Annotated in this window: 18 protein-coding genes, 1 tRNA gene and 2 pseudogenes; 4 read left to right on the top strand and 17 right to left on the bottom strand. The window is 57.7% G+C overall.

What is annotated here, in order from left to right; genetic code table 11:
• Window positions 1–51 precede the first annotated feature (51 nt).
• From sucD to sdhC, 9 genes are all read right to left on the bottom strand, one after another.
• On the bottom strand, window positions 52–924 hold the full coding sequence (gene sucD, locus AAF659_RS03820; RefSeq protein ID WP_349750364.1) for a succinate--CoA ligase subunit alpha: 873 nt from the start codon (window positions 922–924) through the stop codon (window positions 52–54).
• The gene (gene sucC / locus AAF659_RS03815) at window positions 921–2,090 is read right to left on the bottom strand and encodes an ADP-forming succinate--CoA ligase subunit beta (RefSeq protein ID WP_349750363.1); all 1,170 of its coding nucleotides are present in this window, start codon (window positions 2,088–2,090) and stop codon (window positions 921–923) included. The genes sucD and sucC overlap by 4 nt, the downstream gene beginning before the upstream one ends.
• 34 nt (window positions 2,091–2,124) lie before the next feature.
• Window positions 2,125–3,567 (bottom strand): dihydrolipoyl dehydrogenase, encoded by a 1,443-nt coding sequence (gene lpdA / locus AAF659_RS03810; protein ID WP_349750362.1) that lies wholly within the window; start codon window positions 3,565–3,567, stop codon window positions 2,125–2,127.
• 29 nt (window positions 3,568–3,596) lie between these two features.
• The gene (gene odhB, locus AAF659_RS03805; RefSeq protein WP_349750361.1) at window positions 3,597–4,892 is read right to left on the bottom strand and encodes a 2-oxoglutarate dehydrogenase complex dihydrolipoyllysine-residue succinyltransferase; all 1,296 of its coding nucleotides are present in this window, start codon (window positions 4,890–4,892) and stop codon (window positions 3,597–3,599) included.
• A gap of 26 nt (window positions 4,893–4,918) precedes the next feature.
• The gene (locus AAF659_RS03800) at window positions 4,919–7,756 is read right to left on the bottom strand and encodes a 2-oxoglutarate dehydrogenase E1 component (protein ID WP_349750360.1); all 2,838 of its coding nucleotides are present in this window, start codon (window positions 7,754–7,756) and stop codon (window positions 4,919–4,921) included.
• Between the two features lie 167 nt (window positions 7,757–7,923).
• Complete coding sequence (locus tag AAF659_RS03795; protein ID WP_349750359.1) at window positions 7,924–8,628, bottom strand: succinate dehydrogenase iron-sulfur subunit; 705 nt, start codon at window positions 8,626–8,628, stop codon at window positions 7,924–7,926.
• Window positions 8,629–8,643: 15 nt separating this feature from the next.
• Entirely contained in the window at window positions 8,644–10,416 is a 1,773-nt protein-coding gene (gene sdhA, locus AAF659_RS03790) for a succinate dehydrogenase flavoprotein subunit (protein WP_349750358.1), read from the bottom strand.
• A gap of 3 nt (window positions 10,417–10,419) precedes the next feature.
• Window positions 10,420–10,767 (bottom strand): succinate dehydrogenase, hydrophobic membrane anchor protein, encoded by a 348-nt coding sequence (gene sdhD, locus AAF659_RS03785; protein WP_349750357.1) that lies wholly within the window; start codon window positions 10,765–10,767, stop codon window positions 10,420–10,422.
• Window positions 10,761–11,135 (bottom strand): succinate dehydrogenase, cytochrome b556 subunit, encoded by a 375-nt coding sequence (gene sdhC, locus AAF659_RS03780; protein ID WP_349750356.1) that lies wholly within the window; start codon window positions 11,133–11,135, stop codon window positions 10,761–10,763. Before sdhC ends, sdhD begins: the two co-directional genes overlap by 7 nt.
• A gap of 388 nt (window positions 11,136–11,523) precedes the next feature.
• On the opposite strand from sdhC, the gene gltA reads away from it, so the two are divergent.
• Both gltA and AAF659_RS03770 read left to right on the top strand, forming a co-directional pair.
• Complete coding sequence (gene gltA, locus AAF659_RS03775; RefSeq protein ID WP_349750355.1) at window positions 11,524–12,798, top strand: citrate synthase; 1,275 nt, start codon at window positions 11,524–11,526, stop codon at window positions 12,796–12,798.
• Window positions 12,799–12,868: 70 nt separating this feature from the next.
• Window positions 12,869–13,741 carry an NAD(P)-dependent oxidoreductase gene (locus AAF659_RS03770; protein ID WP_349750354.1) on the top strand — a complete coding sequence of 291 codons (873 nt, stop codon included), beginning with the start codon at window positions 12,869–12,871 and terminating at the stop codon, window positions 13,739–13,741.
• A gap of 41 nt (window positions 13,742–13,782) precedes the next feature.
• On the opposite strand, the gene topA is transcribed toward AAF659_RS03770, so the two are convergent.
• The 3 genes from topA to fadB form a co-directional block, all read right to left on the bottom strand.
• Complete coding sequence (gene topA / locus AAF659_RS03765; RefSeq protein ID WP_349750353.1) at window positions 13,783–16,476, bottom strand: type I DNA topoisomerase; 2,694 nt, start codon at window positions 16,474–16,476, stop codon at window positions 13,783–13,785.
• A gap of 149 nt (window positions 16,477–16,625) precedes the next feature.
• Window positions 16,626–17,801, bottom strand: a complete 1,176-nt coding sequence (gene fadA, locus AAF659_RS03760) for an acetyl-CoA C-acyltransferase FadA (protein ID WP_349750352.1) — start codon at window positions 17,799–17,801, stop codon at window positions 16,626–16,628.
• A gap of 32 nt (window positions 17,802–17,833) precedes the next feature.
• Window positions 17,834–19,981 carry a fatty acid oxidation complex subunit alpha FadB gene (gene fadB, locus AAF659_RS03755; RefSeq protein WP_349750351.1) on the bottom strand — a complete coding sequence of 716 codons (2,148 nt, stop codon included), beginning with the start codon at window positions 19,979–19,981 and terminating at the stop codon, window positions 17,834–17,836.
• Between the two features lie 268 nt (window positions 19,982–20,249).
• On the opposite strand from fadB, the gene AAF659_RS03750 reads away from it, so the two are divergent.
• Together AAF659_RS03750 and AAF659_RS03745 are read left to right on the top strand one after the other, a co-directional pair.
• On the top strand, window positions 20,250–21,182 hold the full coding sequence (locus AAF659_RS03750; protein ID WP_349750350.1) for a hypothetical protein: 933 nt from the start codon (window positions 20,250–20,252) through the stop codon (window positions 21,180–21,182).
• Window positions 21,183–21,202: 20 nt separating this feature from the next.
• Entirely contained in the window at window positions 21,203–21,637 is a 435-nt protein-coding gene (locus AAF659_RS03745; protein WP_349750349.1) for a universal stress protein, read from the top strand.
• On the opposite strand, the gene AAF659_RS15085 is transcribed toward AAF659_RS03745, so the two are convergent.
• The 5 genes and pseudogenes from AAF659_RS15085 to AAF659_RS03730 form a co-directional block, all read right to left on the bottom strand.
• A complete protein-coding gene (locus tag AAF659_RS15085; RefSeq protein ID WP_502949195.1) occupies window positions 21,638–22,048 on the bottom strand; it encodes a hypothetical protein in 411 nt (136 codons plus the stop codon).
• A 123-nt stretch (window positions 22,049–22,171) separates the two neighbouring features.
• Window positions 22,172–22,699 (bottom strand): annotated as a pseudogene (locus tag AAF659_RS15080) (ATP-binding cassette domain-containing protein); the annotation flags it as partial.
• Window positions 22,685–23,518, bottom strand: a pseudogene (locus AAF659_RS15075) (ATP-binding cassette domain-containing protein); the annotation flags it as partial. The pseudogenes AAF659_RS15075 and AAF659_RS15080, both read right to left, overlap by 15 nt.
• A 41-nt stretch (window positions 23,519–23,559) precedes the next feature.
• The gene (locus tag AAF659_RS03735; protein WP_349750347.1) at window positions 23,560–24,492 is read right to left on the bottom strand and encodes a chemotaxis protein CheV; all 933 of its coding nucleotides are present in this window, start codon (window positions 24,490–24,492) and stop codon (window positions 23,560–23,562) included.
• Window positions 24,493–24,600: 108 nt separating this feature from the next.
• Window positions 24,601–24,676, bottom strand: a tRNA-Gly gene (locus AAF659_RS03730).
• Window positions 24,677–24,729 lie beyond the last annotated feature (53 nt).

The following is a 24,729-nucleotide window of genomic DNA, read 5'->3' as shown; positions in this document are numbered from 1 at the left end:
AAAAAAGCCGACCCGGAGGTCGGCTTTCCTGTGACGCATGAACCGGCGGTATTACCAGCCCGTCGCTTCCTTGATGGCTTTGCCGATGTCGGCAAGGCTGCGCACTGTGTGTACGCCAGCGTCGTGCAACGCGCCGAACTTCTCGTCCGCAGTACCCTTGCCACCGGCAATGATGGCGCCCGCATGGCCCATGCGCTTGCCGGGCGGTGCGGTGACACCCGCAATGTACGACACCACCGGCTTGCTCACGTTCTCTTTGATGTAGGCAGCCGCCTCTTCCTCGGCGGTACCACCGATCTCGCCGATCATGACGATGGCCTCGGTTTCCGGGTCTTTCTCGAAAAGCTCGAGCATGTCGATGAAGTTGGACCCCGGGATCGGGTCGCCGCCGATGCCCACGCAGGTGGACTGGCCGAAACCATAGTCCGTGGTCTGCTTCACCGCCTCGTAGGTCAGCGTTCCGGAACGCGAGATGATGCCAACCTTGCCGGGCTTATGGATATAGCCAGGCATGATGCCAATCTTGGACTGCTCGGGCGTAATCACACCGGGGCAGTTCGGGCCAATCATGCGCACGCCCTTACGTTCCACATATTCTTTCACATAGAGCATATCCAAGGTCGGAATACCCTCTGTGATGCAGACCACCAGCTCAATACCGGCATCCGCCGCTTCAACCACTGCATCCTTACAGAAGGGTGCTGGGACATAGATCACGGTGGCGGTAGCGCCGGTCTGCTCGACGGCTTCGCGCACGGTATTAAAAACGGGCAGTCCCAGATGCTCGGTACCACCCTTGCCGGGACTGACACCGCCGACCAGATTGGTGCCGTATTCCAGAGCCTGTTCGCTGTGGAAACTCCCCTGGGCCCCGGTGAAGCCCTGGCAGATTACTCGGGTTTCCTTATTCACCAGTACACTCATGCTTCACCTCCGGCTGCGGCAACCACTTTTTCAGCGGCCTGACTCAGGCTGCTGGCCGCAATGATATTAAGGCCGCTGTCCGCTAGCTTCTGGCGGCCATTTTCAGCGTTGTTGCCCTCAAGACGCACTACTACGGGAACGGTTACGCCAACCTCCTCAACTGCGCCCATGATGCCCTCGGCGATCATATCGCAACGCACAATGCCGCCGAAGATATTAACCAGAACAGCCTTTACGGTGTCATCGGACAGGATAATCTTGAACGCCTCGGCCACACGCTCCTTGGTGGCGCCACCACCCACATCGAGGAAGTTGGCCGGCTGGCCGCCGTGGTGTTTGATGATATCCATGGTGCCCATGGCAAGCCCGGCGCCATTGACCATGCAACCAATATTGCCGTCGAGGGCCACATAGTTGAGATCCCACTCAGCGGCATGCGCCTCGCGCTCATCCTCCTGGGAAAGATCGCGCATTTCGGCGAGCTGCTTCTGCCGGTACAGCGCATTGTCGTCCGCTCCAACCTTGGCATCGAGGCAGTGCAGATTGCCCTGATCAGTGATCACCAGCGGGTTGATCTCGATCAGCGCCAGATCCTTATCCTCAAACAGTTTCGCCAGACCCAGGAAGATCTTTGTGAACTGCTTGATCTGATTGCCTTCGAGCCCCAGGCCAAATGCCAGTTCACGCGCCTGATAAGCCTGCGCGCCCACCAGCGGATCAACCGTCGCCTTCAGAATCTTTTCCGGGGTTTCCTCGGCGACCTTCTCAATCTCAACACCACCTTCGGTGGAAGCCATGAAGACGATCCGGCGGGAGCCGCGATCCACGACCGCGCCCAGATAAAGCTCCTGGTTAATATCGGTCAGGGACTCGACCAGGATCCGATTGACCGGCTGGCCCTTGTCGTCCGTCTGAAAGGTCACCAGGCGTTCGCCCAGCCACTGGTCGGCGAAGGCACGGATCTCATCCTTCGATTTGGCCAGTTTCACACCGCCGGCTTTGCCGCGGCCACCGGCGTGTACCTGGGCCTTCACCACCCAGCCATCGCCGCCAATCTTATCGGCAGCTGCCATCGCCTCATCAGCGGTGGAACAGGCCACACCCTCGGAGACGGGCAGGCCGTACTCCCCAAAGAGCTGCTTGCTCTGATACTCGTGCAGATTCATAGATCACAACCTGTTGTGTTGGAGGTTGCGCCGGTCATTTTTTCCGGCGCCGATTTGCCTTGTGAATCGCCATGCCATCCACTCCCAGCGCTGCCTCATGGACGGATTCGGACAGCGTCGGATGCGCAAAGCAGGTCAGGGCCAGGTCCTCGGCGCTGGAGCCGAACTCCATCGCGATCACGCCCTGGGCGATGATCTCGGAGGCCTGGGGCCCCACCACGTGCATGCCCAGTATCCGGTCGGTCTCCTCATGAGCGATGATTCGTACCTGGCCTTCGGTTGCGTTCGCAGCCATGGCCCGGCCGTTCGCCGCAAACGGAAAGGCGCCGACCTTATAGGGCTCACCCTCAGCCTTGAGCTCTTCCTCGGTCCTGCCGACCCAGGCCAGCTCCGGGTGGGTGTAAATCACGTTGGGAATACACTCGTAGTTGACTTCGGTGGCGTAGCCAGCAACCTGGTCCACCACCATCATGCCCTCTTCAGAGGCTTTATGCGCGAGCATGGGACCGCGCACCACGTCACCAACGGCGTAGATACCCGGCACATTGGTCTGACACTGCTCATCAACAGCCACAAAACCGCGCTCATCCAGGTCCACCCCTGAGTCCGAAGAGAACAGTTTTTCAGTATTCGGGGTCCGCCCGACGGCCACGATCAACTTGTCGCATTTAATCTGCTGCTGATTGCCGTCGCCGTCTTCATAGGTGACATAGACCAGATCGTCCTTCACCTCCGTCTTGGTCACACGGCACTTGAGACGGATATCCATGCCCTGGTTCTTGAAGTTCTTCTGGGCATCTTTGGCAATGGCCTGATCCACCCCTGCCAGGAAAGTATCCTGAGCTTCCAGAACGGTGACATCGGACCCTAGCCGGTTCCAGACACTGCCCAATTCCAGGCCGATGACACCCGCGCCGATCACGCCCACGCTCTTGGGCACTTCGTCGAATTCCAGCGCCCCGGTGCTGTCAACGATCTTGCCTTCTTTCATCGGCGCCGGTGGGATCTCAATCGGACGCGAGCCCGTGGCGATGATGATGTTCTTCGCCCCGTAGGTGCTCTTGTTGCCTTCGGGATCCGTTACCTCCACCTGCTTGCCATTGAGCACGCGGCCCCAGCCATGGATGGACGTAACCCCGTTGGACTTGAACAATCCTGCGATACCGCCGGTGAGATTACCGACGATCTCATTTTTATTCTTCATCATCTGCTCGACGTCAACATCGAGCTCCTTGATCTTCAGTCCCTGCTTCTCAAAACCGTGCTTGGCCTCCTCATACTTGTGGGAGGTCTCAAGCAGTGATTTGGAGGGGATACAGCCCACATTGAGACACACACCGCCCAGCACCTGGTCGCCTTTGCCGTCTTTCCAGCCTTCAACACAGGCGACGCTCAGTCCCTGCTGGCCTGCACGGATCGCGGCCACATAACCACCCGGTCCGGCGCCAATAACGATGACGTCATAGTCTTGAGACATAGTAATTCCTGCTTTTCAGTGATTCGTTGTCAGACGTCCAGAAGAATCCGCGCTGGATCCTCGAGCAGTTCCTTGATGGTGACAAGAAACTGCACAGCTTCTTTGCCGTCAATCATACGATGGTCGTAGGACAGTGCCAGATACATCATTGGCAGCACCTTGACCTCGCCATTAACGGCCATAGGGCGCTCCTGGATCTTGTGCATACCAAGGATCGCCGTCTGCGGCGGATTAAGGATCGGCGTCGAGATCAGTGAGCCGAAAATACCGCCATTAGTGATCGAGAAGGTACCGCCAGTCATCTCTTCGATCGTGAGCTTACCGTCACGAGCCTTCTGCCCGAAGGTATTGATACCCTCCTCCACGTCGGCTACCGAAAGTGCGTCCGCATCGCGCAATACCGGCACGACCAGACCGCGATCCGTGGAAACGGCGATGCCCACATCCTGGTAGCCGTGATAGACCATCTCATTACCGTCAATGGAGGCGTTGACCGCCGGGAAGCGTTTCAGAGCCTCGACAGCTGCTTTTACGAAGAAGCCCATAAAACCAAGCTTCACGCCATGGCGCTTTTCGAAGGAGTCTTTGTACTGTTGGCGGATATCCATGATCGGCTGCATGTTCACCTCGTTGAAGGTGGTGAGCATGGCCGTGGTCTGCTGTACATCAACCAACCGTTTGGCAATGCTCGCGCGCATGCGGGTCATTGGCACACGTTTTTCGGGACGCTCGCCTTGCGGCATGCTGCCCGCAGGTGCCTCGGGAGCGGCGGCCTGGCTTTCACCGCTGCTGCCTTTCGCGGCCGGGGCCGGGGCCGGGGCCGGCTCATTGTCCTTCTTTTCCACAGCGCGCTGAACATCTTCCTTCAGGACACGTCCACCTTTACCCGTCGCCTCAACCTTTGAAGGATCAATACCCTTTTCTTCAGCCATCTTCTTCGCGGCCGGGCTGACCAACGGCTCTTCGCCACTGTCTTCGCTTTTGTCGCCAGACGCTGCCGCCGGTTGGGCCGCCTCAGTTTCACCGCCACCGCTGGCGCTTTCCTGGGACTCCTCTTTGGCTTCGCCACCGCCTACAGAACCGGACTCCCCTTCGGCGAACTTACCGATCACTTCGCCACTCTCAACGGTATCACCCTCGCCCTTGACGATCTCCTCGATCACACCCTCGCCAGGAGCCACGACCTCAAGCACGACCTTGTCGGTCTCAATGTCGACGATCAACTCATCCCGTTCACACTGTTCACCGGGTTTCTTGTGCCAGGTAGCGATGGTGCCTTCCGCGACGGATTCGGGAAAAACCGGAGCTTGGATATCTGTTGTCATTGCCCTTCCTTTCTTGTCGGGACCCGTCAGACGGAGAATGCGTCTTCAACGAGTTGTTTCTGTTCCTGAGCGTGCACACTGGGGTAACCAGAGGCCGGCGCTGCCGAAGCCTTGCGCCCCGCGTATTCAAGCCATGGCTTGTTCGGCACACGCCCCAGCGCTTGGCGCATGTGATGCTGACTGCAATACCACGCGCCCTGGTTCATCGGCTCCTCCTGACACCAGACCGCCTTCTCGATATGGCTGTAAGGCGCCAGCACCGCGTCCAGATCACCGTGCGGGAAAGGATAGAGCTGCTCTATCCGCACGATCAGGGTGTCATCGCGTTCATCCGTTTTCTGTTTCTCGAGTAGATCGTAATAGACCTTGCCGCTGCACATGATAAGCCGCTTGACCTTGCGTGGATCCGGCATTTCCTTGGGCGGTAGCACCGTCCGGAAGGTGCCCTCACAGAGATCATCCAGCGAGGAAACGGCTTCCTTGTGGCGCAGCAGACTCTTGGGGGTCAGCGCGATCAGAGGCTTGCGCAGCGGTCGCTTGATCTGGCGGCGAAGCATGTGAAACACCTGAGACGGCGTAGTCGGCACGCAGACCTGGATGTTGTGCTCCGCGCAAAGCTGTAGAAAGCGCTCAAGCCGAGCCGAGGAATGCTCCGGCCCCTGGCCTTCGTAACCATGGGGCAACAGCAGGGTGAGGCCACAGAGCCGTGCCCACTTGTGTTCACCGCTGGCGATGAACTGGTCGATCACCACCTGGGCGCCGTTGACGAAATCACCGAACTGAGCTTCCCAGATGGTAAGCGTCGTCGGTGTGGTCGTGGCGTAGCCGTACTCAAAGCCCACCGCCGCTTGTTCCGAAAGCAGTGAATCGTAGATCTCGAAACGCGGCTGATCGTCCCGGATATGCTCCAACGGGACGTATTCGGAACCGTCTTTCTGGTTATGCAGGACCGCATGGCGGTGCGAGAAGGTACCACGACGCGAGTCCTGCCCGGTGAAGCGGATCGGATGCCCCTCATTCAGCAGCGTCGCGTAGGCCATGGTCTCGGCATAGCCCCAGTTGAGCGGCAGCGCCCCCTGAGTCATTTTGTCGCGATCCTCCATGATCTTCTTGACTTGACGCTGGATGGAGAACCCTTCCGGAATTGTGGAGATCCTGCGCCCGAGCTCCTGGACAGTCTTCATCGGCACACTGGTCTTACAGCGCGCGGTCCATTCATGGCCAATGTAGGGCGTCCAGTCCACATACAGATCGGTATTGGGCGATTTGACCAGCGAATCCACGACGTGATCGCCATTGTCGAGCTTGTCCCGGTATTCCTCAAATAGCTTCTTGGCATCCTGTTCCTGGATGAAGCCCTCGTTGATAAGCTGCTTCACATACAGATCCCGGGTGGTCGGATGGTTGCGGATCTTTTCGTACATCCGCGGCTGGGTGCCCGATGGTTCATCCGCCTCGTTGTGCCCGCGCCGGCGGTAGCACACCAGATCAATTACCACGTCCTGACCAAACTCGTTGCGGTAGTCCATAGCCAGCTGAGTCACATAGAGGACTGCTTCGGGGTCATCACCGTTCACGTGCAATATCGGCGCCTGCACCATCTTCGCCACATCTGAGCAGTACTCTGTCGAGCGCGCATCAAAACGGTGACTGGTGGTGAAGCCGATCTGGTTGTTGACAACCACGTGGACGGTTCCACCAATGCCGAAACCACGGGTAAGCGACATCTGCAGGCTTTCCATCACCACGCCCTGACCGGCGAGGGCCGCATCACCATGGATCGCGATCGGCAGCACCTGTTGACCGGTCTCATCGTCACGCCGTGCCTGGCGCGCACGCACGGAACCACTGACAACCGGCGTCACAATCTCCAGATGGGATGGATTAAACGCCAGTGCCAGGTGCACTTCACCGCCGGGGGTCATAATATTGGAGGAGAAGCCCTGGTGGTACTTAACGTCACCGGAGCCCTGATCCATGGTTATTTTGCCATCGAACTCATCGAACAACTCTTTGGGATTCTTACCCAGGGTGTTCACCAGAATGTTGAGACGGCCCCGATGAGCCATGCCGATGACAATCTCACGAGCCCCATACGAGCCGGCACGTTGTATCAACTCACTGACGCAGGGAGTCAGAGTCTCCGCCCCTTCAAGACCAAAGCGCTTGGTACCGGGATATTTGGAGCCCAGATATTTCTCGAGCCCTTCCGAGGCATTGAGCCGCTCGAGCAGATTCAGGCGCGTTTTCGCCTCATAGTCAGGGTGCGACCTGACGCTTTCCAGCCGCTGCTGGAACCAGCGTTTCATCGTAGTGTCGACAATGTGCATGTACTCGGCACCAACAGTGCTGCAATAGGTGCGCTCAAGCCCATCAATGATGTCGCGCAGCTTCATGCGCTCAGCACCAAAGAACAGCGACCCGGTCTGGTATTCAATATCCAGATCGTCGTCATCGAGCTCGTGATAACGGTAATCGAGATCTTCCACTTTGGGCCGGTTCAAAAGCCCGAGTGGATCCAGATCAGCATTCTGGTGTCCGCGGAAACGATAAGCGTTGATCAGCTGGAGAACGCGGACCTGCTTCTGTTCGGCATTAGAGATGGAAGATGGAGCGCCCTGGGAAGGAGAGTAACGGCGCTGGTTCTGGGAAATGTATCGGAACTGCTCTCGGATATCTCGGTGTGGAACATCGGGCCTGTGGTCGCCTGGTATTCCTGGAAGCTGATCAAAATAACGCCGCCATTCTTCCGGAACACCGTTGGGATCCTTAAGATAGGTTTCGAATAGATCCTCAACATAGGCCAGATTCCCTCCCTGCAGGAGGGACGTCCGCCACTGCTGCTCCATTATGCTTTCATGCATGACATTCGCTCGCCTCTGACTGGACTTCAGGTCAGCGAACGTGGCCTAAGCCTTGTGAGCCCCTGCCACGTTCCCCAGCGCGACACGGTTTTGCCGTAACGCGCATCTAACAAGGGCGGCCTACGGGCCGCCCTGAGCGTCTTCTGGCGTGAACTGTGTCGCAATAATCAGGTTGTGCGTTGCATCAGCATAGTACGGATATGGCCAATTGCACGTGTCGGGTTCAATCCCTTGGGGCAGACACTCACACAATTCATGATACCGCGGCAGCGGAATACGCTGAACGGATCATCCAGATTATCGAGACGTTCCGCGGTTGCCGTGTCACGGCTGTCCGCCAGAAAACGGTACGCCTGGAGAAGGCCCGCAGGTCCCACGAATTTGTCCGGATTCCACCAGAACGAGGGACAAGCGCTTGAACAACAGGCGCACAGAATACATTCATAGAGCCCGTCGAGCTTCTCGCGGTCCTCTGGGGACTGCAAACGCTCGATCGCGGGTTCCGGGTTATCGTTGATCAGGTACGGCTGAATTCGCTCGTACTGCTGATAGAAGATCGACATGTCGACCACCAGGTCACGCACTACGGGCAACCCGGGCAGCGGCCGCAGCACCAGCTTATCCTTCTTGACCACCTCGGAGACCGGAGTGACGCAGGCAAGCCTGTTCATGCCGTTGATATTCATGCCATCGGAGCCACAGACGCCTTCGCGACAGGAGCGACGGAACGCGACACTGGGATCGTCATCCTTGATCATGTGCAGTACGTCGAGAACCATCAGATCCTTACCTTCCGGAAGCTCAACCTCGACGTCCTGCATGTACGGAACATTGTCCGTTTCAGGGTTGTATCGATAGAGACTGACCAGCATTACAACACCTCTTAATTAGTACTTCCGGACTGTCGGCGGGAACGCATCCATCGAACGCGGCGCGAAGTTGACCCCGCGCTGACCCAACCGCTTTTCAAGCGGAAAGTAGATGGAATGCTTCAGCCAATTTTCATCATCACGCTCGGTATAATCGTTCCGGGCGTGGGCACCACGGCTCTCACGGCGCTCGAACGCGGACATCGCCGTTGCGTACGCGACCTCATAAAGATTTTCCAGCTCCAATGCCTCAACACGCGCCGTATTGAAGGCATTGCTGGTGTCTTCGAGTTTTGTGTTCCGGATCTTTTCGCCAATCTCATTCAGAATTTTGAGGCCTTTCTCCATAGGCTCGCCATCACGGAAAACCCCGAAGTAGAGCTGCATTGTGTCCTGAAGTTCCTTCTTGACATCGTAGACCCGATGGCTTCCCTCACCACTGTTGAGCCGGTCAAGGCGCGCCATGGCCTGTTCGATATCGCTCTCGCTGGCCTCCATGCTGTCGCCGCCTTCGCGCAGCTGCTTTTCAATCTGAAGCCCGGCAGCACGGCCGAACACCACCAGATCCAGCAGCGAGTTACCACCCAGGCGGTTGGCGCCATGTACTGAGACCGAGGCTGCCTCGCCGCAAGCGAACAGACCCTCGATAGGCTGGTCGTTGCCATCGGTATCCTGAGTCATCACCTGACCACCGATATTGGTTGGCAGACCGCCCATCATGTAATGGCAGGTCGGTACGACCGGGATCGGCTCTTTAACCGGATCCGCGTGCGCGAACGTCCGGGACAGTTCAAGGATCCCCGGAAGCCGCAGATTCAGCGTCTCCTCGCCGAGGTGATCAAGCTTGAGCTGGACATGATCCTTGTTGGGGCCGCAGCCACGGCCTTCCAGAATTTCCAGGACCATGGAGCGGGCAACCACATCGCGACCGGCCAGGTCCTTGGCGTTCGGAGCATACCGTTCCATGAACCGCTCACCCTCGGAGTTCACAAGGTAACCGCCCTCGCCGCGACACCCTTCGGTCACCAGGGTACCGGCGCCATGAATGCCTGTGGGATGGAACTGCCACATTTCCATGTCCTGAACCGGAATACCGGCTCGCAGCGCCATGCCGACACCATCGCCGGTGTTGATCAGCGCGTTCGTGGTGGAAGCGTAGATGCGACCAGCACCACCAGTTGCCAGCACTGTGGCCTTAGCCTTGATATAGACAACCTCACCGCTTTCAATCTCTATCGCGATGACGCCAACGACCACGCCGTCCTGATTCTTCACCAGGTCTACGGCATACCACTCGTTGAGAAAGGTGGTACCGCCCTGCAGGTTGGCCTGGTAGAGAGTATGCAGCAGCGCATGCCCGGTGCGGTCCGCCGCAGCACAGGTCCGTGCTGCCTGGCCACCTTTGCCGTACTCCTTGGACTGACCACCGAAAGGCCGCTGATAGATCCGGCCATTCTCGAACCTAGAGAACGGCAATCCCATATGCTCCAGCTCGTAAACAGCACGCGGGCCGACTGAACACATGTACTCGATCGCCTCCTGGTCTCCGATGTAATCGGATCCCTTGACGGTGTCATACATGTGCCAGCGCCAATCATCATTAGGGTCCGCACTGGCAATCGCACAGGTAATGCCGCCCTGAGCCGAAACGGTATGCGACCGGGTTGGAAAGACTTTGGAGATACAAGCTGTGTTAACGCCGGCCTGCGTCAGCTGCTGCGCCGCTCGCAAACCGGAGCCGCCGCCGCCGATCACAAGTGCGTCAAACGACATGGTTCTAAGATTGGACATGATTCAGAGCCCCCAGAGAATCTCGATACCCCAGACGAGGTAGACAAACATGATCAGCCCGCTGGCGGCCTGGATGAGGAACCGCAATGCAGTCGGCTTGATGTAATCGGTGGTGATCGTCCACAGACCCACCCACGAGTGGATGCCCAGTGAGATCAGTGCCAACAGACTGAATATGCGCATCCACATCTGATCGAAAAGACCCGCCCACTGAGCGTAATCAAGATTGGACGATCCCAGTACAAACCCCACGAGAAACAGGGTGTACAGCGCCAGAACTACCGCTGATACACGCTGCATCAGCCAGTCATAGGCACCCGTCCGCCCCAGGTTGGTGACACTCTTTACCATATCCAGACTCCCAGAAGAACAATCAGTACAGCGGCAACCACAAATGTGATCTTGGTGCTGAGGCGGCCGCCCTCAAGGGTCTCGCCGACACCCATATCCATGATCAGGTGACGTATCCCCGCCACCAGATGGTAGGCAAGCGCCGACAGTATCCCCCAGACCACCAGCTTGCTCAGCGGATGGTCCAGAAGCGCTACCACGGAAGCGAAACCGGCTTCACCAGCCAATGATCGCTCGAGGCCATAAAGAAGAATTGCTATACCTAAAAACGCCACAATACCGCTAATACGGTGCAGAATTGAGGCAATAGCGGGAATGGGAAAATGGATGGTGCTGATTTCTAGATTAACCGGTCGTTTGGTCGTCACGGCTCCTGACCCCTGTCTGGTGCGCCGGGCGGCATCGGTTGACCCCGACAGCCGGGCACAGTGTGTTGGTGGATCTTAGCTTTTTGATCAGCGGGCGGGTAAAACCGCCGGCTCTGGCGGGTTCCCGTCTACGGGCTTCGAATTATAGAGACTGCCCCCAGTGATTACAAACCGGCAACACCCCCTTGTGGGGGCCACAGATGACCGGGAGATTGACAATTGGTAACACCGGCCTATATTTTCGCGAACCGCGAAGGCGTTACGGAGCGACCCGCCGAGTAGCCCACCCGACTCCACGTTCGTGACGTCCGGGTCAAACTTCTGCGATACTTGGGTCCAAAGTGCGTCATCTCCAGCACTGGTTTTGCTGAACTGACAGGAGAACACCATGTCCAACGAGAAAGCAACGCTTTCAGTCGGAGGCCGAACCATGGAGCTGCCGGTCTATTCCGGCACGCAAGGCCCTGATGTTATTGATATTAGGAATATGGTCACGGAAGGCTGGTTCACTTTCGACCCCGGTTTTGTCTCCACCGCCGCGTGCGAGTCGAAGATTACCTTCATCGACGGCGCGAACGGGGTTCTCCTGCATCGCGGCTACCCTATCGAGCAGCTGGCCAACAATGCTGATTACCTTGAGGTCTGTTACCTGCTGCTCCATGGCGAGCTCCCCACCTCCGAAGAGAACGAACGCTTCCGCCGCACCGTCAACAACCACACCATGATCCACGATCAAATGAGCCACTTTTTCAACGGGTTCCGCCGCGACGCGCACCCGATGGCCATCATGGTGGGCGTAGTCGGGGCGCTCTCCGCTTTCTATCACGACACCATGGATCTGACCGACGAGGCCGAACGTGAGGTTGCGGCCCACCGGCTGATCGCCAAGATGCCGACGATTGCAGCAATGTGCTACAAGTACTCCATCGGCCAGCCGTTCATGTACCCGCGCAATGACCTGGGGTATGCCGAAAACTTCCTGTATATGATGTTCGGCGTGCCCTGCGAGGAATACAAGGTTAATCCGGTCCTGGCCAAGGCCATGGATAAGATCTTCATCCTGCATGCGGATCACGAGCAGAACGCCTCCACATCCACGGTACGCTTGGCGGGCTCCACCGGCGCCAACCCGTTTGCGGTCATCGCAGCCGGTATTGCCGCCCTCTGGGGGCCAGCACACGGCGGTGCGAACGAGGCAGTCCTTAACATGCTCAACGAGATCGGCGACGAATCCCGCGTTGAGGAATGCGTCGAACGCGCCAAGGATAAGGATGACCCCTTCCGGCTGATGGGCTTCGGCCACCGGGTTTACAAGAACTTCGACCCGCGCGCTCGGGTTATGCGTGATACCGCCCACGAGGTGCTGCACGAACTGGGACTCGAGAATGACCCGCTACTGCGCATCGCTCAGCGTCTTGAGAAGTTCGCTCTGGAGGATGAATACTTCATCGAGCGTAAGCTCTATCCCAACGTCGACTTCTATTCAGGGATCATCCTCAAGGCGATCGGCATCCCGACGTCGATGTTCACGGTGATCTTCGCACTCTCGCGCACCATTGGCTGGTTTTCCCACTGGAACGAAATGGCCAGCGGCAATTACCGGATCGGGCGGCCGCGCCAGCTCTATAGTGGCTATACGAAGCGCGACTACCCGAGCGAATAACCATCCCGCAGAAAACCCGCTTCCGAGCGGGTTTTCTCGTTTTAAGGCAATAAACAGGGAGCCAACACCTATGCGGATCGCATTCATCGGGCTTGGCGTCATGGGCTTTCCCATGGCCGGACACCTGGCGTGTCATGATGATTTCTCCGTGCGAGTCTATAACCGCAGTCCGGCGAAAGCTGATAACTGGACCCAGACCCATCCAGGAGAAACCGGAGGGCGCCTACCTGAAACCGTGGCGGATGCGGATGCCGTTGTTACCTGTGTGGGTGCAGACCAGGACCTCCGGGAGCTCTACACAGAAGACGACGGCATCATTGCCAATGCCCCTGAGGGCACCCTTCTGTTGGACCACACCACGGCCTCCGCCAGTGTCACCCGGGAACTGGCCGAGTTGGCCGCAACGGCGGGCCAAAGCTGGGTCGATGCCCCCGTATCCGGCGGCCAGCAGGGCGCAGAAAAAGGTCAGCTCACCATTATGTGCGGTGGCGAGCGCGCCGCTTTTGATCGTGCCCAGCCCGTGCTCAACTGTTATGGTAAGGCAGTGCACTATATGGGCGTTGTGGGCAGTGGTCAGCTCACCAAGATGGTAAACCAGGTCACTGTCGCTGGCCTCCTTCAGGGGCTATCGGAAGGGCTTCATTTTGCCGAGGAAGCGGGGCTTGACCCGGCATCAGTCGTACAGGCCATCAGTGGCGGTGCCGCCCAATCCTGGCAAATGGACAATCGCGCCGGAACCATGATTGAGGGAGAATACAACCACGGTTTTGCCGTGGACTGGATGCGCAAAGATCTGGGTATCTGTCTCGCGGAAGCGCGCAACAACGGCGCCAGCCTACCCGTGGCGGCCCTGATTGACCAGTTCTATGGCGACGTCCAGAACCTGGGCGGAGGGCGCTGGGATACGTCAGCGCTGCTGGAGCGGTTGCGAGCGCACACCTGATCAGCACCAGCGAGCCTGCACTGCAGGCTCTACCAGAATCATCAGCTGGCCTTTCGCTTACCCCCTTTGGCGCCGGATTTCTTCTTATCCTGCGGCTCCCACTGCCCGTTACGATAGTACGCCTGCCATCCCGTCGCCTTACCGTCTTTTTCAGACGCTACATACTGCTCCTTCGTCTTGCGGCTGTACCGCACTGTTGTCGGATTCCCCTCCGGATCACGCTCGGGCGCATCCAGTATGTAGGCGTATTTGGGATCCAACTCCGCTGCGTGAGGCTTAATCTCACTGACAAGCGGCGGACGGGTTTCGCGATTCTTGGGGAACTGGCTAGCGGCCAGGAACAGACCTGAGGCGCCATCCCGCAGCACATAGGTGTCGTCCACCTTCTGGCACTGGAGCTCCGGCATCGGAATCGGGTCCATCTTGGGCGGCGCTGGCTCACCATTGCGCAGCAGTTTACGAGTATTCTTACACTCCGAATTGGTACAGTCGAAATATTTGCCAAAGCGCCCGCTCTTGAGCTGCATCTCGCTACCACACTTGTCGCACTCAAGCGTTGGCCCTTCATAACCTTTGATGCGGAAACTGCCGTATTCCAGCTCCTGGCCGTCACAATCAGGGTTATTGCCACAGACGTGCAGCTTGCGGCTCTCATCAATCAGATAACTGTCCATCGCAGTACCGCATTTAGAGCAGCGGTGCTTTTCGCGCAGAAGGCGTGACTCGCCCTCACCATCTTCATCCTCATCCGCACTGACCGCCTCATCACCCGGAATCAGGTTGATGGTTTTCTTGCAGCGTTCCTTGGGAGGTAGTGAATACCCGGAGCACCCCAGAAAAACACCGGTGCTCGCAATACGGATCTGCATCGGCCGCCCACAGTCAGGGCACTCAATATCGGTATCCGTCGGCGTGTTGGTCCGCATGCCACTGTCTGTGGATTCCGCCTGCCGAAGCTGCTTCGAGAAGTTGTCATAGAACTCATTGAGCACCTGCTTCCAGTCTTCCTTGCCCTCGGCTACTTCGTCGAGCTCTTCCTCCATACGTGCGGTGAAATCATAATCCAGGAGATTGGAAAAGGACTCGTTAAGGCGATCAGTAACAATATCGCCAAGCTTTTCCGCGTAGAATCGCCGGTTCTCAAGGCACACGTAACCGCGCTCCTGAATGGTCGAAATGATGGAGGCATAAGTCGAAGGACGGCCGATACCGCGCTTTTCCAGTTCCTTAACCAGTGATGCCTCAGTGTAGCGGGGCGTAGGCTTGGTGAAGTGCTGGCTCGGCGTCAGCTCGCTCAGAGTCAAGCGATCCCCTTCGACAATGTCCGGAAGCTCGACGTCCTGATCCTTCCTGTTGGACTGCGGCAGTACTTTCTGAAAACCATCAAAACGGATAATGCGCCCCCGGGTTTTCAGCTGGTAATCCCCCGCCACAACCGTGATCGACGTGCTCAGGAATTGCGCATCGGTCATCTGGCAGGCCACGAACTGACGCCAGATCAGGTCATAAAGGCGCTCCGCGTCCTTCTCCAAACCACTGATGTCCTGTGCGCGATACTTGACGTCTGACGGACGGATTGCCTCATGCGCTTCCTGCGCACCCTCCCGGGACGTGTAATAACGCGGTTTTTCAGGCAGATAGTCATCACCAAAGCTGGCCTGAATGTAACCCCGTGCGGACTGGATCGCATCCTGGCTCAGATTGGTGGAGTCTGTTCGCATGTAGGTGATGTAACCCGCCTCGTACAGTCGCTGGGCAAGCGTCATGGTCTTCTTAACACTGAACCCCATGCGATTACTGGCCGCCTGCTGCAACGTTGAGGTAATGAAGGGCGCGGAGGGCCGGGATTTCGTCGGCTTATCCTCACGCTTGGTAACGCGGAACGCCTCTTCGTCCGCTGTCAGCGCTCTCAGACGCTCAACATGCTCGTTGCTCTGCTGCTCGCTGGTAGGGCGATACGCCTTGCCGTTGTACTTCGCCACATCGAAAGGCACACCAACGTTTTTCTGTTCCGGCGGTGTCAGAAGTGCAGCAAGCTCCCAGTACTCCTCTGGCACAAACGCCCGGATCTCGCGCTCACGCTCCACAATAAGCCGCACGGCAACGGACTGGACCCGCCCTGCAGAAAGCCCGCGCGCGATTTTGCTCCAGAGCAGCGGCGAAACCATATACCCGACCACCCGATCCAGGAAACGCCGCGCCTGCTGTGCCTTGACCCGGTTCGTATCCACATCCGTGGGTTCAGAGAACGCCTCCTGAATGGCACGCTTGGTGATCTCATTGAAAACCACCCGACGGTACTTGTCGTCCTCTCCCCCCATCGCCTCTTTCAGATGCCAGGCGATGGCCTCTCCTTCCCGGTCAAGGTCCGTTGCCAGATAGACCGCGTCGGCATTATTCGCCAGGCGTTGGAGTTCACTGACCACCTTCTCCTTGCCCGGCAGAATCTCGTAGTGGGCTTCCCAATCGTTCTCCGGGTCCACCCCCATGCGGCGGATCAGCTGATCGTGAGCTTTCTGCTGCTTGTACAGCGCCTTGGTCTCGGGATCCATCTTGCGTGTCTCCGCCGCCTGGCGGGCACGCTCCTGGGGATCCGTCTTTCTGTTGCCGGAGCCACTGACCGGAAGATCGCGGATGTGCCCCACGCTGGACTTCACAATGTAGTCATTACCAAGGTATTTATTGATGGTCTTGGCCTTGGCGGGAGACTCCACGATTACCAGACTTTTACCCATAACGGCGAAAACATCCTCAGGACAGTGTAGTGACCATGGCGCCGGCCATGGACGTGGCGACAATATATAGGGATTCGGTGATGGCGGGTCAAGCCGACCCAAACAAAAAGCCCGGCGCTAGGCCGGGCTTTTCAGGGTATGGAAGCGGTTCAGACCCGCTCGAAAACGGTGGCCGTCCCCTGCCCGAGACCGACACACATGGTGGCGACACCCAGGGTACCCTCATTCTGCTGCATCACACGCAGCAGTGTGGTGGCGATGCGGGAGCCGGAACAGCCCAGCGGATGACCCAGGGCGATGGCACCACCATGGAGATTCACCTTCTGGTCCATCTCATCCAGCAGCTTAAGATCCTTCAGAACCGGCAGGGACTGCCCGGCGAAGGCTTCGTTGAGCTCCCAGTAGTCGATGTCTTCGACCTTGAGACCAGCTCGCTTGAGCGCCTTCTTGGTAGCCGGAACGGGACCATAGCCCATGATCGCCGGATCCACGCCTGCCACAGCTGTTGCCCGTATCTTGGCGATGGGTTCGAGACCCAGTGCCTTAGCCTTCTCGGCAGACATCACCAGCATGCTAGAAGCGCCGTCGGTCAGCTGTGACGAGGTACCAGCGGTAACCGTGCCATCCTTCGGGTCAAAGGCTGGCTTGAGCTCGGACAGCCCTTCCGCAGTGGTATCCGCGCGAATGGTCTCATCCTGCTCAATCAGTTTGCGGTAACCATTGTCATCGTGACCCTCAACGGGAACGATTTCACTGTCGAAACCGCCATTTTCGCGAGCATTCGCCGCACGCTGGTGTGACCGCGCGCCGAACTGATCCTGCTGTTCCCGGGTAATGCCGTGCATCTTAGCCAGCATTTCCGCAGTCAGGCCCATCATGTTGGACGCCTTGGCGGAATACTTGGACGACGCTGGGTTGTGGTCGAAGCCGGATTCCATGGGAATGTGACCCATGTGCTCAACACCACCAATCACGAACACTTCGCCGTTGCCGGTCTGCACCGCCTGGCTGGCGGTATGCAGAGCACTCATGGAAGAACCGCACAGACGGTTCACGGTCTGCCCTGCCGCTTCATGAGGGATGCGGGTCATCAATGACATCTGGCGTGCGATGTTCAGTCCCTGCTCTTTCGTCTGATTGACGCAGCCCCAGATCACATCCTCCACTTCCTTCGGATCAAGCTTCGGGTTGCGGTCAAAAAGCGCTTCGACCAGTGCCGCGGAAAGATCCTCGGCACGCACATTGCGGAAACAGCCATTTTTGGCACGGCCCATCGGTGTCCGCACGCAATCGACTATGACAACGTCTCTCGGATTAAGGCTCATAGATTTTCTCCGTTCGGAAATCTGTTCAACGATCAGCCATGGAACTTTTTGCCGGCCTTGGCCATTTCACGCATGCCGTCGGTCGGATGATAAAGCGGACCCAGGTCCTTGTACTTGTCTGCCATCTGACAGAACGCGTCCAGGCCAATGTCGTCGATGTAGCGCAGCGCACCACCACGGAAAGGCGGGAAGCCGATACCATAGACCAGCCCCATATCCGCCTCGGCGGCCGTACCCACGATGTTGTCTTCCAGGCACCGCACGGTCTCGATGCACAGCGGGATCATCATGCGCTCAATGATCTCGTCGTCGGTGAGCTCCTGGTTGTTGTGAACAACAGGCTTAAGCAGGTCATAAGTGGACTCATCCACAACTTTTTGCTGCTTGCCCTTCTTGTCGAGCTTGTACTGGTAGAAGCCAATGTCAGACTTCTGACCAAGGCGATCCTCTTCGAACATGACGTCGATAGCACTCTTGTGCTCATCTTTCATGCGATCCGGGAAGCCTTCGGCCATCACCTCATTGGCGTGCTTGGCGGTGTCCATGCCCACCACGTCCAGCAGATAGGCCGGGCCCATGGGCCAGCCAAACTTCTCCATGATCTTATCGACCCTTTGGTAATCGGCGCCGTCGCGGACCAGGCGTGCAAAACCACCGAAGTACGGGAACAGGATCCGGTTCACCAGGAAACCGGGGCAGTCGTTGACCACGATCGGGCTCTTGCCCATCGCACGGGCATAGGCAACGGTAGTAGCAACCGCGTTGTCGCTGGTCTTCTCGCCACGGATTACCTCAACCAGCGGCATCATGTGTACCGGGTTGAAGAAGTGCATCCCACAGAAATTTTCAGGGCGCTTGAGGTTTTTCGCCAGACGGTCAATGGAGATGGTGGAGGTGTTGGAGGTAAGGATCTTGTCCTCGCCGATCACATCCTCGGTCTCACGCAGTACCGAGTCTTTGACCTTCGGATTCTCGACCACGGCTTCAACCACCAAGTCCACATCACTGAAATCGCCATAATTCAGCGTCGGATGGATGTTGTTGAGCACATCGGCCATCTGACCGGCGTTCATCTTGCCCTTTTCAACACGCTTGGTCAGCAGCTTCTTGGCTTCTTCAAGACCCGCTGTGATGCCATCACGGTTGATGTCCTTCATGAGGATGGGCGTGCCCTTGGACGCGGACTGGAAAGCAATGCCGCCACCCATGATGCCGGCACCGAGAACGGCCGCCATCTTCACCTGGTTCGCCTGCTTCTCGTAGTCTTTGCCCTTCTTCTTCAGATCCTGATCGTTCAGGAAGATCTGCACCAACGACGACGCAGTGCCGGTTTTCGCCATTTTGGCAAAACCGTTTGCCTCAACTTCGATCGCCTTGTCGCGCGTCATGCCGGCATGCTTCTGCATCACCTTGACCGCTTCAACCGGCGACGGATAGTTGGGTCCGGATTGCCCGGCCACGTAGCCCTTCGAAGTCTCAAACACCATCATACTTTCCATGGAGTTGAGTTTCAGCTTGCCGGTCTTCTCCTCGCGGCGGGCCTGGTAGTCCAGCTTGCCGGCATTGGCTTCGTTAAGCATATCAATCGCAGCGTCGACCAGCTGGTCCTGCTCCACGACGGCATCGACAGCGTGCGCCTTGAGTGCGGCGTCCGCTTTCTGTTCTGACCCCATGCAGATCCACTCAATCGCGTTATCCGCGCCGATAAGCCGAGTAAGCCGCACCGTACCACCGAAACCGGGGAAGATGCCGAGTTTAACTTCCGGCAGCCCGACCTTGGCCTTCTCGTCAATGACGCGGAAGTCAGTGGCCAGACACATTTCAAAGCCACCGCCCAGCGCCTGACCGTTAATCGCGGTCACTGTAGGGAAAGGCAGATCCTCAATGCTGTTGAAGATCCGGTTGGCCTTGAGGTTGTTGTTGACGAGCTCTTCCTCCGGACCCGCGAACAGGTCCGTGAACTCGGTTATATCCGCGCCCACAATGAAGGCGTCCTTCGAGCTGGTAACAACCAACCCCTTGAGCTTTTTCTGCTGTTCGAGGGCCTCGGCCGCTTCGCCGAGTTCCCCGATGGTGAGCTGATTGAACTTATTAACAGACTCACCCTTCAGATCGAAGTCGAGTTGTGCAAAACCGCCTTCGATCTCTTTAACCGTGATGGCTTTACCTTCGTAAATCATCAACTGTTCTCCAGGTTGTGATTGGTACGTCGCTGGCCGTAGCGCGATCCAAATTCATACAGTCGTTTGAATCCGGTGCCAACGATGAAAAAAAACCGAGCGTTTGTCAATTTGTTTATACACGCCCATCCTGCGATATTAACCGCTGAACTCCTGCTACGCAGATTGGAAGAATGCGAAACCTTGCTAGACTGTTTGGGACTAAGTTATGAGTACCCGAACTGATCAGCCTACTTAATAACCAAATAAGCGGTGGAGACGATACCCCATGACGCAAGAGACTGCCTGCACTTCGACCGGCTTGAGCCTGGGAGCAACACTGTTGCTTACCCTGGCGATTGCCATCCCTGCCACAGCACAGGAAGGCTCCAGCAATAGCGGTGCACCAGGAACCGGTTTTGGACCTGAAACGGTCGAAAACGGCAACAATGACGAGCCGGTCAAACAGGGCAAGACCGCGCAGAACCTGAGAGCCGAAAAGCTTCTGAGCAACGTGCACCGCTTTCGACTGCGCAATTTCAGAGCCCTGAACGACTACTACGTCTACACCACAGATCCCGAGGAAGAGCTAGCCACCCGAATCAGTGACCATATGGATCAATCGCGCCAACTGCTTGAGCAGATTAAAGATCAGACCGGAAACTCGCTTACGGACAGCCAGATGGGCGACCTGAAAAAGGCGTTCAACAACTTTGATGATCAGATGGAAACCAACATTGAGGATGTGCGGGAGTCCGGCTACCCCGACCTCCGTCTGCTATCGGACATGGCCAATCAGGCGCAGAGCCTCAGCGTACTCTCCAAAAATATCTACAACCAAGTTGCTGGCCAGGATGCTACCCCCACCGAAACGGATCTTGAGCTGGCCCGAGAAGCCAGCATCACTATGGCCCTGATGGTGACCCGTTATTCCGCACGCTCATCCTCCTCCGTAGCACAGGTCTTCCAGGGAGCAGACTCAGAACAGTCTCTGGACGACCTTGCCAGAAGTTTTGAGAACACTCTGGATAAACTGCGCAACCGCACGGAGGATGACGGGAAGATTGACGCCAATCTATCGGACGTCAACAGCAAATGGCGCTTCATCCGTGGTTCCTACATCGAATATGATGAGCAGAACGTGGCGTTCGTGATCAACCGCTACTCCACCAGCATCATCGAGAGTCTGGAACAAACCATCGATCGCCTCAAATCAGCCTGACAGGCCACGGAGAGAACCCTATGAGTGATTATCAACGTATCTTGGTTGCCATCGACCTGACAGAGGAAGCACCGGAAGTGCTGCGCAAGGCAAAGCATCTGGCTGAAAGCAACTCAGCCGCACTGGACCTGCTGCACGTCGTCGAGCCGGTAGGCTATGCCTACGGCGGCGATCTGCCACTCGATCTCAGTGATCTTCAGCAGCAGCTTGAGGACAATGCGCGCAGCAAACTCAATGATTACGGCGAGCACTACGGTATCGCCAGCGACAACCGTCACGTGATCGTTGGTCGACCGGGGTCGGAGGTTCGCAGACAGGCAGAGCAACAGGGAGCTGACCTGATCGTGATCGGCAGTCATGGGCGCCATGGCATCCAGCTCCTTCTGGGCTCAACCGCCAACTCCGTTCTGCATGGCGCTCCCTGCGATGTGCTGGCGGTACGCATCGGCGGCTGATCAGTCGCCGGCCATCTCCTCCAGCTCCATCCATCGTTCCATGGCGGACTCAAGCTCGGATTCCCGCTCCGACAGTTCGCCAAGGGTCTTTTGGACTCTATCCTCTTCCTGCTGATAGAAGGCAGGATCAGAAACCTGTTCATGCAGTTCAGCCACCCGGGCCTCGAGATCCCGGATACGCTGCGGCAGCTGCTCAAGTTCCCGCTTGTACTTGTAACTCAGTTTATTGTTTCCGGTTCCGGAGGTCGGAGCCGCACGGCTGCCAGAGGGCTGGGCCGAGGCCTGTGTTGACCCACTGCCACCTGACCCTGTACCCCCCTGTTCAGCCGGGAATTGGCCACCTTCGCGCCGCCAGTCACTGAAACCACCAATGGTCTCGTGGACGCCACCCCGCCCGTCCAGAAACAGCACGCTACCAGCCACATGGTCCAGGAACTCCCGGTCGTGACTGATCACGATCACGGTTCCGGAGAATTCCACGAGCTGAGCCTCCAGAAGTTCCAGCGTATCCACATCCAGGTCGTTGGTGGGCTCGTCGAGAACCAGGATATTGGCCGGCTGGCTGAACAGCTTGGCCAAAAGCAATCGTGCCCGCTCGCCCCCGGACAGCATCCGAACCTGAGTCCGCGCCCTCTCTGGCGTAAACAGGAAATCCTGCAGGTAGCCCATGACATGACGGCTGCGCCCGTTCACCTCGACCGTTTCACGCCCCTCGCTGAGGTTTTCAAAGGCAGACTTTTCCGGGTCAAGCTTGCCACGCAACTGATCGAAATAGGCCACTTCCTGACGCGTCCCGCGCCGTATCTGCCCTTCTGTTGGCTCCAGATCACCGAGCAAGAGCTTCAGCAGGGTGGTCTTACCGGAGCCGTTCTCACCGATCACCCCGATCTTGTCGCCCCGCAGCAACATAAAGTCGAGATCATGGATCAGCGGCTGATTGCGCTCCCAGGCAAACCCCGCCTTCTGAGCTTCCGCGATCAGCTTGCCGGAGCGGCCGGCATCCTCCACCTCAATCTTGGCCTTACCAGAGCGCTCCCGGCGCTGCCTGCGCTCGGCCCGCATGGCTTCAAGCTCTTTAACGCGGCCCTGGTTACGCGTGCGCCTTGCTTTCACACCCTGGCGAATCCAGCGCTCTTCCTGCGCCAGCTTGCGATCAAACTCGGCGCGCTGGCGTTCCTCGTCCGCCAGCGCCTTTTCCTTCGCCTCTAGATACTGTTCGTAATTCCCGGGCCAGGACGCCAACGCCCCCCGGTCCAGCTCGATGATCCGCGTAGCCATTGACCGGATAAAGGCCCGGTCATGACTCACGAACAGCACGGCTCCCGAGAATTGGCCAAGAGCGCCTTCAAGCCATTGGATCGCAGGCACGTCCAGGTGGTTGGTGGGCTCATCCAGAAGCAGAAGATCAGGCTCAGTCACCATCGCCTTGGCCAGCAACACCCTGCGCTGCCACCCGCCTGAAAGGGTATCCAGCCGCGCCTCCGGGTTGATCCGGTATTGCTCAAGCACTGTGCGGATGCGCTGATCATAGAGCCAGCCATCCAGTGCCTCCAAGCGTTCCTGGACCTTCTGCATCTTATACAGGTCATCCTCATTACTGGCGGTCATGGAGAGCTCATTGAACCGTTCCAGCAAACGCCCTGTCTCCGGAAACGCCTGAGCGACCACCTGATAGGCGGTAAGATCCCGCTTTTCAGGCAATTCCTGGGGCAGCTCCGCCACGCGCATCCCTTCCGGGACAGAAACCTCACCTGAATCAGGCTCTGTTTCTCCGGTCACCAAACGCAGCAGTGTGGATTTCCCCTCTCCATTACGCCCGAGCAGCGCCACGCGCTCGCCGCGCTCAACACGCAGGTTGGCGCCATCGAGAAGGGGTTGCATACCAAAAGCAAGCTGGATCGAATCCAGCGTTAAAACAGTACTCATGAATCGCTGTTAGACACCCTGCGCAAATAGTTCTGGACAAGTTCCGCCAGTTCGTCTGGGCGGAACTTCGATAAAAACTCATCACAGCCGACACGCTCCACCATGGCCTGATTGAAATCCCCACTCAGTGAGGTATGCAGCGCCACGTAAAGATCTTTCAGCTGCGGGTTCTCACGGATCTCGGTGGTCAGGCGGTAACCATCCATCTCGGGCATTTCGGCATCGGTGATGACCATAAGCAGTTGGTCGATCTCGCCGTTCTCAGCCATGGTCTTCAGCCGTGCAAGCCCCTCAGCGCCATTGCCGGCCGTTACCACCTCGATCCCGAGCTGTTCGATGGTATCACGCGCCTGGTTCATCGCCACCGGTGAATCATCCACCACCAGAATCCGCTGGCCCTGAGCTGATGCAATAACATCCTGATCCACTAGTCCATCGGAAAGCGAGGTCGTGTAGTGCACGATCTCAGATAGCACCTTTTCCACATCAATGATCTCCACCAGCTTTTCCTCATGGCGGGTGATCGCGGTCAGGTAATGCCCTCGGCCCGTGGTTTTGGGCGGTGACTCAATCTCTTCCCAGTTCATGTTCAGAATGCGCTCGACGCCACCGATCAGAAACGCCTGCGTGCGCCGGTTGTACTCAGTGATGATCAGGCTCGCATCATCGCTAACCTCCTGCGGCTTCATGCCGATGGCCTGACTCAGATTGAGTACGGGAACGGTGGTGCCACGAAGGTGCGCGACGCCCACTACAACCGGGTGCTGTTGAGGGAGCGCGGTGATTTTGGGCATGCGGATTACTTCGCGCACCTTGAACACGTTAATTGCAAACAGCTGACGCCCCTGAAGCCGGAACAGAAGCAGTTCCAGCCGATTACGCCCGACCAGGCGCGTACGCTGATCCACATTATCGAGCAGTCCCGCCATGGGAGCCTCCTGGAAGGCTTGGATTTATCCGTACAGTATAGCTGAGCGACAGCGGTAGGGGGCAGAAACACGAAAGCCCGGCGCAAGGCCGGGCTTTCGTAAGAAATCTGGAGCGGGAAACGAGATTCGAACTCGCGACATCCACCTTGGCAAGGTGGTGCTCTACCAGCTGAGCTATTCCCGCTTGTTGTGCCGAAGGCTTTTATTGCCCTATCGACAGCTGCGCATTCTACTTAT

Source organism: Salicola sp. Rm-C-2C1-2 (genome assembly GCF_040196175.1).
Lineage (GTDB): Bacteria > Pseudomonadota > Gammaproteobacteria > Pseudomonadales > Oleiphilaceae > Halospina.
The sequence above is the reverse complement of the archived record's forward strand: the minus strand, read 5'-3'. Positions and strand labels throughout refer to the sequence as shown.